A 10,109-nucleotide genomic window follows, 5' to 3' on the forward strand; every position below is an offset into this window, starting at 1 on the left:
CGATCGCGAAACTAGCCGGGAGTTCCTGTGGGTTCGTTGAGAGAAGGTAAAGCAACTTCAGAGGCGGTAGAGCGTCAGTGCGCTGGACCGCGACCGGAAGCGGAACCGGTTGCCGAGCGGGCCGACCTCGCCGTCGGTGGCGACGCGGCGGTTGCCGTCGAGGAGCTCGACGTCCAGTTCGGGCAGGTCGAGCTCCTGGTAGACGTGACTGGCGGCGAGGCTGCGCGTGATCATCGCGAGCAGGAACCGGGCGCGCGAGTAGGGCAGGTCGGCCCGCAGGTAGCGGATGTCGAGCAGGCCGGTGTCGAGGGCAGGTCGCCGACTGGGCGCGAAGCCCTTCGGTGCGTACGTCCCGTTGCCGACGAACAGGAGCCAGACCTGCGTCCGCTTGCCGTTGAGCCGGACGGTCAGCGGCTTGGCGTGCCGCAGCGTCCGGGCCAGCGCGATCGCGGCCGAGGGCCACTTCGGGTGCTTCTCCTGCAGCTTCTCCCGCAGCCGGACCATCTCCGGGTAGCCGCCGAGGCTGGCGGTGTTGACGAACCAGCGGTGGTCCGGGTCGCCGGCGCCCTCGATCTCGACCTCGCCGAGGTCGACGCAGACGGCGTTGCCGACCTCGGTCGCCGCGTCGGCGTCGGGCATGGAGCTGACGCCGACGTCGCGGGCGAAGTGGTTGAGCGTCCCCGCCGGGACGAGGGCGAGCGGCAGGTCGCGTTCGGCGGCGACGGAGGCCACCGCGGCCACGGTGCCGTCGCCGCCCGCGACGGCCAGCGCGCGGATCGTGCCGCGGGCGTCGATCTCGGCTTCGAGCTGGGCGCGCAGGTCCTGTTCGGGGTCCGGGTAGAGCAGGGCGGCCTTCGGCCAGGCGTACTTGACGTCCTCGGTCGGGTCCTGGCCGGCCACCCCGGAGTTCGGGTTGACGACCGCGAGCATGTCCTCGCCGTCGACCATCTCGGGGGCGTCCGCGTCGTGGTCCGTGCGCCCCGGGATGTCGTCGTGCAGCGGCCACCAGTGGCGGGTGGCCAGGCCGACGCCGACGCCGATGCCCAGCCCGATGCCGACGTCGGAGGGCCAGTGCACGCCGGTGTGGACCCGGGAGTAGGCGACGGCCAGCGCGAGCGGGGCCACGGCGAGCCCGGCTCGCGGCGACTCCATCGCCACCGCCGTGGCGAAGGCCGCCGCGGAGGCGGAGTGCCCCGAGGGGAACGACGAGGACGTGGGCCGTTTCCGCAGGCGGCGGTGCCTCGGCGTCTCTTCCTCGGCCGGGCGGCGGCGGGGGAACAGGGGCTTCCCGATGAGGTTGGCCGCGGCGCTGGCCCCGGCGATCGCGACGACCCCGCGCAACGCGGCCCGGCGGGTCTCGCCCGGGCGGGCGGCCAGCAGCGCGGCGACGCCCCACCACAGGCGGGACTTGTTCGCCGATCTCGACAGCGCCGTCAGTGCGTCGTCGGCTTTCGTGGCCGGCAGCGAGGCGGTGCGCCGCATCAGGGCGCGGTCGGTCCGCCCGACCTGCCGGAAGGCCCGGATGAGCTGGTGTGACAAGGAGTCCGCCTTCCACGTGACGTCAAGAGCCGTGCTCCAATCGTGCCTGATTCGGGGAGATTTCACCGTCTGTGGCCTACTGGGGGCGTGTCGACGCCCGAACGGCGCACCGTCGACGGGGGTCCAGCGCTTACTCTGGTGGAATGCAGCGGCGGATCTTTGGCATCGAGACCGAGTTCGGGGTCACGTGCACCTTCCACGGACAACGCAGGCTCTCGCCCGACGAGGTGGCGCGGTACCTGTTCAGGCGAGTCGTGTCGTGGGGACGCTCCTCCAACGTGTTCCTGTCGAACGGCTCACGGCTCTACCTCGACGTCGGCTCGCACCCCGAGTACGCGACGGCCGAGTGTGACGACCTGGTCCAGCTCGTCACGCACGACAAGGCCGGTGAGCGCATCCTCGAGGACCTGCTGGTCGACGCCGAACGGCGGCTCGCCGACGAGGGTATCGGCGGCGACATCTTCCTGTTCAAGAACAACACCGACTCGGCGGGCAACTCGTACGGCTGTCACGAGAACTACCTGGTGACCCGTGCGGGCGAGTTCTCCCGGATCGCGGACGTGCTGCTCCCGTTCCTGGTGACCCGCCAGCTCATCTGCGGCGCCGGCAAGGTGCTGCAGACCCCGCGGGGCGCGGTCTACTGCCTCTCCCAGCGTGCGGAGCACATCTGGGAAGGCGTGTCGAGCGCGACGACCCGCTCGCGGCCGATCATCAACACCCGCGACGAGCCGCACGCCGACGCCGAGCGCTACCGGCGGCTCCACGTCATTGTGGGCGACTCGAACATGGCCGAGCCGACGACGATGCTCAAGGTCGGCTCGGCGAACCTGGTGCTCGAGATGATCGAGGCCGGCGTCCAGTTCCGCGACTTCACCCTGGACAACCCGATCCGGGCGATCCGCGAGATCAGCCACGACCTCACCGGCCGCCGCCAGGTGCGGCTCGCCGGCGGCCGCGAAGCCTCGGCGCTCGACATCCAGCGCGAGTACCACGCACGAGCGATCCAGCACCTCAAGGACAACGGCTCGACCCCGGCGAACGAGCGCGTCGTCGAACTGTGGGGCCGGGCGCTGGACGCGGTCGAGCAGCAGGACTTCGGCAAGATCGACACCGAGATCGACTGGGCGATCAAGCACCGGCTGGTCGAGCGCTACCGGCACAAGCACGACATGGACCTGTCCAGCCCGCGGATCGCGCAGCTCGACCTCGCCTACCACGACATCCGCCGTGGCCGGGGCATCTTCGACCTGCTGCAGCGCAAGGGGCTGGTTCGCCGGGTCACCGACGACGGCGAGATCGAGGCCGCCAAGGACACCCCGCCCCAGACGACCCGCGCGAAGCTGCGCGGCGACTTCATCGCCGCCGCCCAGGCCGCGGGCCGCGACTTCACCGTCGACTGGGTGCACCTGAAGCTCAACGACCAGGCCCAGCGGACGGTCCTGTGCAAGGACCCGTTCCGCTCGGTCGACGAGCGGGTGGAACGCCTGATCAGCTCGCTTTGACCCGGGAGCGGGGACCGGCCGGGCGATCCCGACGAAAGTCGCGCGGCGGGTGCGGGAGGATCGGCCCATGCGTGTCGTGCTGCTCGTGCTCGCCCTGCTGGTCTCGCTCGCGGTCCCGGCCTCGGCGGGGGAGCACCTGCCGAAGTGGGAGCTGACGCCCACCGGCGTCACGGCCCAGTTCCGCGGTCTGTCCGCCGTCAGCGGACGGATCGCGTGGGTGAGCGGCACCCAGGGCACCGTCCTGCGCACCGTCGACGGCGGCCGCACCTGGAAGCCCGCCGGGCCGCCCGGGACCGGGACGCTCCAGTTCCGCGACATCGAGGCCTTCGACGCCGACCACGCCGTGGTCCTCTCCATCGGTCCCGGGACCGACTCCCGCGTCTACCGGACCGAAGACGGCGGCGCGCACTGGCGCCAGACGTTCCAGAACACCGACGAGGCGGCGTTCTACGACTGCCTCGCGTTCTTCGACCCGTGGCGCGGCCTCGCGATGAGCGACCCCGTCGACGGCCGGTTCCGCGTGCAGGCCACCTTCGACGGCGGCCGCAGCTGGCGGCCGGTGCCCGACAGCGGCTTCCCGGCCGCCCTGCCCGGTGAGGCCGGGTTCGCGGCCAGCGGCCAGTGCGTCACGACGGCCGGGCCGGTCGACGCCTGGCTGGCCACCGGCGGCGGCGCCACCGCCCGCGTCCTGCACTCCGGCGACGGCGGCCGCCACTGGACCGCGTCCGGCACCCCGCTGCCCAGCAGCCCGTCGGCCGGTGTGTTCGCCCTCGCCTTCCGTTCGCCGGGCCAGGGCGTCGCGATCGGCGGCGACTTCGCGAACCCGGACGCGCCGGGGCCTGCCGTCGCCCTCACCCGGGATCGCGGGCGCACCTGGCAGACGCCGGCGCAGTACCCCGCCGGCTACCGCTCCGGGCTGGCCTGGCGCGGCGGGACGGTGCTCGCCGTCGGCCCCGGCGGCAGCGACGTCAGCCCCGACGGCGGGCGGCACTGGACGCCGTTCGACTCCGGCAGCTTCGACACCGTGGACTGCACGCCCGGTGGCCGCTGCTGGGCGAGCGGCGCCGGCGGCCGGGTCGCCCGCCTGAGCCGCTAGAGGACCTGCCCGGTCGGGCGGACGAGGATCTCGTTGACGTCCACCGAGGGCGGCTGCGACAGCGCGTAGAGCACGGCGCGGGCGATGTCGTCCGGCTCCAGGTTGGGCTTCTTGCGCTGTTCGTCGCTGAGGATGTCGGTGGCGGTCATGCCGGGGTTGATCAGGGTGACCCGCACGCCGGTGCCGACGGCTTCCTCGCGGATCGCCCCGGCCATCCCCGTCACGGCCCACTTCGTGGCCGAGTACAGGCTGCCGTTGCGGATGTAGCGGCCGGCGACCGAGCCGGTGATCAGCAGGTGCCCCGACGACTCCTTCAGCGCGGGCAGGGCCGCGCGGGCGGTGTAGGCGGCGCCGAGCACGTTGGTGCGGACCATCGGCTCCCACGCCCGCGGGTCGGGGTCGTCGTCGCCGAAGAACGACGTCCCGACGCCGATCCCGGCGTTGGCGAAGGCCGCGTCGAGCCGCCCGAACCGCGCCACGGTCTCGTCGACGGCGGCGGCGATGGCCGGCCAGTCCCCGACGTCGGCGCCGAGGGCGAGGGCCCGGTCCTCGCCCAGTTCGGCGGCGAGGGCGGTGACGGATCCGGCTTGCCGGGCGACGAGAGCGACCCTGAACCCGGAAGCGGCAGCGAGCCGTGCGGTCGCGGCACCGAGCCCGCGTGACGCACCGGTGATGAGGAGAACGCGATCATCCATGCCGTCCAGGGTAGGGAAGGGGCCCCGGGCCGGCACGGCGCCGCCGGGGCCGGTTCACGGCGTGAGCACGAGCCGCCCGCGCAGCCCGCCCGCGGCCAGTCGTTCGTGCGCCGCGGCCGCGGCGGCCAGCGGCAGGACGCCGGCGACCCGCAGGGGGAGCGTGCCGTTGGCGGCCAGCCGGGACAGCTCGGCCAGCCGCTCGCCGTCCGCGCGGATCCACACGCTGCGCACCCGGATCCCGCGCAACGGCAGCGGCGCGGCGCCCGCGGCGAAGGCCACGAACTCACCGCCGCCGCGGACCGCGTCGAGGGCGTCCAGGCCCAGCAGGGCCGTGTCGAGGACGGCGTCCGCTCCGCCCGGCACCAGCGCGCGCACGCGGTCGCCCAGCGACGGCCCCCGCGGCACGAACTCGTCCGCGCCGAACCCCCGGACCGCCGCCTCGTCCGCTTCGGAGGCCACGGCCACCACGCGCAGCTTCCGCGCGTGCGCCAGCGCGACGGCGTACCCGCCGACCGCCCCGGCCGCGCCGGTGACCAGCACCGTGCCACCACCGGGGCCTCGCCCCGGGCCGGGGGCTCCGCCACCCGGACCCCCGAAAGCCGTTGTCCCGGCGGTTTCCAGCAGATCGAGGGCCTGCGCCGCGGTCAGCGCGTTGAGCGGCAGCGTCGCGGCTTCGATCGGGGACGCACCCACCGGGGCGGGCGCGACCGCCGACGCGTCCAGCACGATCCGCTCGGCGTAGGCGCCGAGCGGGGTGGCGATCCGGTCGCGCAGGCCGATCACCGCGTCGCCCACCCGGAAGCCGGTGTCCCCGGCGGCCTCGATCGAACCGGCGACGTCCCAGCCCAGCCCCAGCACCTCCCGTGGCGGGACGACACCCGCCTCGGTCAGCCATCCGGCGCGGGTCGCGACGTCGACGGGGTTGACCGCGGCCGCCGCCACCCGGATCCGCACCTGCCCGGGACCGGGTTCGGGCACCGGCACCTCGACGGATTCCAGGACCTGCGGGCCACCGAACCGGCGGACCACCATCGCACGCATCTTCGTCTCCTTCGCGGATCGGACCTTCCCCACGAACGTAAAGGGAGCTACTCTCCGATGGGAAGTACGCACTCGCAGGTGCCCACCGCACGAGGAGGTTCGCCCGGTGTCCACGCGCACGGCGGAACAGCGGCGGCAAGCCGACAAGGCCGCCTACGACTCCTACCTGGCGGCCTGCCCGACCCGGAAGCTGCTCGACGAGATCGCCGGCAAGTGGGTCAGCCTGATCCTGGTCGCGCTCGGTGACGGCCCGCAGCGCTACAGCGACCTTTCGCGACGCATCGCCGGGGTCAGCCAGAAGATGCTCACCCAGACCCTGCGGGTACTGGAACGCGACGGCCTGGTGCGCCGCGAGGTCACCCCGTCGGTGCCCGTCCGCGTCGACTATTCCCTTACGCCGCTGGGGGAATCCCTGCGCGCGCTGATGGCCGGGTTCAAGGACTGGGCCGAGGCCAACTTCGACGCCGTCGACGCCGCCCGCACCGATTACGACGCGCGCACACCGGACCTCACGATCGGGCCGGACGGCGCGGGCTAGTCTCTACCGGGTGTCCACCGCACGCGCCGAACGGCTGGTCAATCTGGTGCTGGCCCTGTTGTCCACCCGGCAGTACCTCACTGCCGAGCGGATCCGCGGCATCGTGCCCGGATACGGCGCCGCGGCCAGCGACGAGGCCTACTTCCGGATGTTCGAACGGGACAAGACCGAGCTGCGCGAGCTCGGCATCCCCCTGGAGACCGGCCGCAACTCCGCCTTCGACGCGATCGAGGGCTACCGCATCGCCCGCCGCGACTACGAACTCGGCGAGATCGACCTCGCCCCCGACGAAGCCGCCGCGGTGGCACTGGCGTCCCGGCTGTGGGACTCCCCGGAGCTGACCGGCCAGGCCCAGGGCGCGCTCGTGAAGCTGCGCGCCGCCGGCCTGGAGGTCGACGACCAGGCCCCCACGGTCGTCGAGCCGCGCGTGCGCGCCGAACCGGCGTTCGGGCCGCTGCTGGCCGCGGTCCAGAACGGCCAGGCGGTGCGGTTCGAGTACCGCCGCAGCGGTTCCCCGGAGCGGATCATGCGGACCCTCGAACCGTGGGGCGTGGTGTCGTGGCGGGCCCGCTGGTACGTCGTCGGGCACGACCGCGACCGCGGCGCCACCCGCTGCTTCCGGCTGTCCCGCGTCACCGGCCAGGTCCGCCCCGTCGGCCAACCCGGCGCGGTCCGCCGTCCCGAGGGCGTCAACCTGCTCAAGCTCGTCACGGCCACCGGTGACAGCGAACCGGCCCCGGTCACCACCGCCCGGGTCTGGGTCGCCGACGGCCGCGCGGCCGGGGTCCGCCGCCGCGGCACCGTGGTCGGCCGCTCCGTGCTCGACGGTGAAGAGGGCGACCTCGTGGAGATCGGCCTGCTCTACCCGGAGTCGGCGGCCGACTGGATCGCCGCACAGGGGCCGGACGTCGTCGTGCTCGAGCCGGACGTGCTGGCCAAGAGCGTCCAGCACCGCCTCGAAGCCGTCGTCGCCCGGCAGGGGAGTGTGCGGTGAGCGGGTCCACCGACCGGATGCCACGGCTGCTGGCGCTCGTGCCCTACCTGCTCGCGCGCCCGGGCATCCGCGTCGACGAAGCGGCGCAGGACTTCGACGTCACGCCGAAGCAGCTGCGCAAGGACCTCGAGCTGCTGTGGATGTGCGGGCTGCCCGGCTACGGCCCCGGCGACCTGATCGACCTGTCCTTCGAGGGTGACACGATCGTCGTCACCCACGACGCCGGGATGAGCCGCCCGCTGCGGCTCACCGGCGGCGAGGCGACCGCCCTGCTGGTGGCGCTGCGGGCGCTGGCCGAGACGCCGGGGGTGGTCGACGGCGACGCCGTCCGCCGCGCCATCGCCAAGATCGAAGCCGCCGCCGGGCAGGCCCAGCCGGCAGGCGTGGTCGTCGGCGGGGGAGTGCGCGAGGGCAAGAAGACCGCGCGGACCCGCGAGGAGGTCGCCCGCGCGCTGCAGAGCGGCCGCGCGCTGCGGATCCGCTACTACACCGCGTCCAAGGACCAGATCACCGAGCGCACGGTCGACCCGATGCGGCTGCTGATCGTCCAGGCGGTCGGCTACCTCGAGGCCTGGTGCCGCCGCGCCGAGGGCGTCCGGCTGTTCCGGCTCGACCGGATCGACGAGCTGACGGTCCTCGACGAGCCGTCCCGGCCGCCCGCGCACGCCCACCCGACCGACATCTCCGACGGTGTCTTCCGCGAGCGTCCCGATCAGCGGGAAGCGGTCCTGGTCCTCGACCCGGACGCACGCTGGGTAGCCGAGTACTACCCGTGCGAGGAGCTCGACGAGCTCGGCGGCGGCCGCCTGCGGATCCGGATGCGCTACGCCGACCAGTCCTGGATGGTGCGCCTCGTGCTGGGGCTGGGCGGGGAAGCGCTGGTGGAGAGCCCGGCCGACCTCGCGTCCGACGTCGGACGCCGCGCCGCCGGCGCCGTGGCCCGAGCCCGTCACCTTCCGTCAACCTGCGACCACTAGGCTGACGGCGTGCCGTACCTGCCCACCGCCGCGCTCATCGTGCTCGGCCTCGCCGGCCTCGTGGTCCTGCTGGTGCGGACCGTCAAGGTCTTGCGTGCCTTCCGGCGGACCGCAAGCATGGTGGCTACGAACACCCAGGACCGGGCGGGACTCGTCCGCGCCCGGTCGGCGGCGCTGCGCGTCGCGTTCGCGCAACGCCACCGCAAGCCGGAAAACCAGTAACATCCCTACCAGACGCAGATAGGAGGCCACCATGCTGAACGGATTGCAGCCGTGGCATTTGATCATCTTGGTGCTCGTCGTCGTGCTGCTGTTCGGGGCCAAGAGGCTTCCCGACGCGGCCCGGTCCATCGGCAAGTCCATGAAGATCTTCAAGGCCGAGACCAAGGACCTCACCGGCGGCGACAAGGCTTCGGCGCACGAAGACGCCGAACCCGTCGAGACGAGGCAGATCCCGGCCACGCCCGCGCCCGCTTCGACCGACCAGCAGGTCGCCGACCTGCAGCGCCAGCTCGACGAGCTGAAGAAGCAGCAGGCCGCCGACCAGCCGCAGAAGAACGCCAGCTGAGCGGCTGAGCCACACCCGGTCCCCTGTCCCCGGAGCGCGCCGGTCCCGGTGCGCTCCGGTGGACTCCGACGAGAACGGAACAACCCGTGGCGGAACCCGCCTCCGGAAACGGTGAGAACCGCGGCTCGAAGCGGCGCAAGCGCAGCCGCCGAGCCAACCCCGACGGCACGATGACGCTCATCGAGCACATCTACGAGTTCCGCCGCCGCCTCGGGTTCGCCATGCTCGCCGTGATCGCCGGCGCGATCTTCGGGTTCGTCTGGTTCAGCACCAAGATGGGCCCGGTCCCGTCGCTCGGCGAGATCATGAAGGCGCCCTACTGCGCCATCCCGGCCAGCCGGCGGCTCAACAGCGAGATGGGCTGCCAGCTGCTGCAGACCCAGCCGTTCGAAGCGTTCATGATCCAGCTGAAGGTCAGCGTCGCCGCCGGTGCGGTGCTGCTGTCCCCGGCGTGGCTGTACCAGTTCTGGGCGTTCATCGCACCCGGCCTGTACGCCAAGGAACGCAGGTACGCGCTGACGTTCGTCGGCTTCGCGTCGGTGTTGTTCGCCTCGGGCGCGGTCCTCGCCTACATCCTGTTCCCGCACGCGCTGCAGCTGCTCATGGGCTTCGGCCAGGGCGAGTTCATCACCGCGCTGACCGCGGACAAGTACATCTCGTTCATGCTGTCGCTGCTGGTCATCTTCGGGATCAGTTTCGAGCTGCCGCTGCTCGTGGTGATGCTCAACCGCGTCGGCGTCGTGAAGTACGTGCAGCTGAAGAAGTGGCGGCGCGGAATCGTCTTCGCGCTGTTCGTCTTCGCCGCCTTCGCCACCCCGGGCTCGGACCCGTTCTCGATGCTCGGCCTGGCAGGCGCGCTCACCGTGCTGTTCGAGATCGCCGTGCAGATGGCGCGCTTCCACGACCGCAGGCTCGCCAAGGCCCGCACCGACGAGGGCTGGGACCAGCTCGCCGACGACGAAGCGGCCCCGTTCGACTACACCCCGAGCACCGCCGACGAGGAGCCATCCGCTCCGACCGCGTCCGGCGGCCGGACGAGCACCGACGACGTCACCTAGTGGGGACGGCCCGGTGGTGACGCGCTCGGCGATGGCCCGGGCGACCTGCGCGACCTTGAGGCTGTGGGTGAGCCGGTTGTGCAGCAGCCCGGCGCCGCCCG

11 protein-coding genes are annotated in these 10,109 nt (G+C 72.8%); 8 read left to right on the top strand and 3 right to left on the bottom strand.

All coding sequences use genetic code 11. From position 1 onward, the window contains the following. Positions 1–57 precede the first annotated feature (57 nt). Complete coding sequence (locus AB0F15_RS39325; protein ID WP_360281929.1) at positions 58–1,539, bottom strand: phosphatase PAP2 family protein; 1,482 nt, start codon at positions 1,537–1,539, stop codon at positions 58–60. 143 nt (positions 1,540–1,682) lie between these two features. Between AB0F15_RS39325 and pafA the strand changes: the two genes are divergently transcribed. After that, positions 1,683–3,041, top strand: coding sequence for a Pup--protein ligase (pafA, locus tag AB0F15_RS39330; RefSeq protein WP_360281931.1), 1,359 nt, complete (start codon positions 1,683–1,685; stop codon positions 3,039–3,041). Positions 3,042–3,108: 67 nt separating this feature from the next. Further along, positions 3,109–4,137, top strand: a complete 1,029-nt coding sequence (locus AB0F15_RS39335; protein WP_360281933.1) for an oxidoreductase — start codon at positions 3,109–3,111, stop codon at positions 4,135–4,137. Here the strand turns inward: AB0F15_RS39335 and AB0F15_RS39340 are convergent. Continuing rightward, positions 4,134–4,832, bottom strand: coding sequence for an SDR family oxidoreductase (locus AB0F15_RS39340; protein ID WP_360281935.1), 699 nt, complete (start codon positions 4,830–4,832; stop codon positions 4,134–4,136). The genes AB0F15_RS39335 and AB0F15_RS39340 overlap by 4 nt on opposite strands. Before the next feature lie 54 nt (positions 4,833–4,886). Next, a complete protein-coding gene (locus AB0F15_RS39345; RefSeq protein WP_360281937.1) occupies positions 4,887–5,873 on the bottom strand; it encodes an NADP-dependent oxidoreductase in 987 nt (328 codons plus the stop codon). Between the two features lie 106 nt (positions 5,874–5,979). On the opposite strand from AB0F15_RS39345, the gene AB0F15_RS39350 reads away from it, so the two are divergent. The 6 genes from AB0F15_RS39350 to tatC all read left to right on the top strand — a co-directional run bounded on the left by AB0F15_RS39350 (position 5,980) and on the right by tatC (position 10,008). Beyond that, positions 5,980–6,411, top strand: coding sequence for a helix-turn-helix domain-containing protein (locus AB0F15_RS39350; protein ID WP_360281939.1), 432 nt, complete (start codon positions 5,980–5,982; stop codon positions 6,409–6,411). A gap of 10 nt (positions 6,412–6,421) precedes the next feature. Further along, entirely contained in the window at positions 6,422–7,405 is a 984-nt protein-coding gene (locus tag AB0F15_RS39355; RefSeq protein WP_360281941.1) for a WYL domain-containing protein, read from the top strand. After that, positions 7,402–8,382, top strand: a complete 981-nt coding sequence (locus AB0F15_RS39360) for a WYL domain-containing protein (RefSeq protein ID WP_360281943.1) — start codon at positions 7,402–7,404, stop codon at positions 8,380–8,382. Before AB0F15_RS39355 ends, AB0F15_RS39360 begins: the two co-directional genes overlap by 4 nt. Positions 8,383–8,391: 9 nt before the next feature. Continuing rightward, positions 8,392–8,604 carry a bacteriophage holin gene (locus AB0F15_RS39365; protein ID WP_360281945.1) on the top strand — a complete coding sequence of 71 codons (213 nt, stop codon included), beginning with the start codon at positions 8,392–8,394 and terminating at the stop codon, positions 8,602–8,604. Positions 8,605–8,635: 31 nt separating this feature from the next. Beyond that, a complete protein-coding gene (gene tatA / locus AB0F15_RS39370) occupies positions 8,636–8,950 on the top strand; it encodes a Sec-independent protein translocase subunit TatA (RefSeq protein ID WP_360281947.1) in 315 nt (104 codons plus the stop codon). 86 nt (positions 8,951–9,036) lie between these two features. Beyond that, entirely contained in the window at positions 9,037–10,008 is a 972-nt protein-coding gene (gene tatC / locus AB0F15_RS39375; protein ID WP_360281949.1) for a twin-arginine translocase subunit TatC, read from the top strand. Positions 10,009–10,109 lie beyond the last annotated feature (101 nt).

The sequence above is a fragment of the Amycolatopsis sp. NPDC026612 genome, from assembly GCF_040638285.1.
GTDB lineage: Bacteria > Actinomycetota > Actinomycetes > Mycobacteriales > Pseudonocardiaceae > Amycolatopsis.